Origin of the sequence: Aquimarina algiphila, from assembly GCF_007489275.1 — a bacterium.
GTDB classification, from domain to species: domain Bacteria; phylum Bacteroidota; class Bacteroidia; order Flavobacteriales; family Flavobacteriaceae; genus Aquimarina; species Aquimarina algiphila.
This window is the reverse complement of sequence record NZ_VLNR01000212.1, coordinates 1-408: the sequence shown is the minus strand read 5'-3', so window position 1 is coordinate 408 and position 408 is coordinate 1. Positions and strand designations below refer to the sequence as shown.

General features: G+C 39.2%; 1 protein-coding gene. It reads right to left on the bottom strand.

What is annotated here, in order from left to right; translation table 11 throughout:
• Nucleotides 1–94: 94 nt before the first annotated feature.
• Nucleotides 95–408, bottom strand: a 314-nt coding sequence (locus FOF46_RS32155; protein WP_167572047.1) for a hypothetical protein, incomplete at its 5' end; no start/stop codon positions are given.

Genomic DNA, 408 nt, shown 5'->3' with positions numbered 1-408 from the left:
TGGGTTTTATCCAGGGAATAAAATGTCCTGGAATTTCCATCATGAAAATATACAATACATTTGCAGAGTGATATACTCGGTAAGTTTGGCGAAATCATATAGCAATAGGTTTTAGAAGGGTTCGTTGCAGGCTTTTTTCATATTCCCTCATCAGGGTATCGTCCCTATAGACAGATAAGCGTTGCTGTTGAATCCTAAAGAGTTGCAATCGGGTTTTATGTTTGTTTTTTCCTTTTCCCTTATCATGATCCTGCCACTCTTTTTCGGTTTTTTGGATTAGGATTTGGTTTCGGATCTCTTTTTTAAGGATTTCCTGTTTGAGATACCAATCGTAGGTTTTATTAAAGCCATTACGCTTATTATCCGGGCTGAAATACAAATGCGCAGGGGCCACCCAGCGATTGGGGT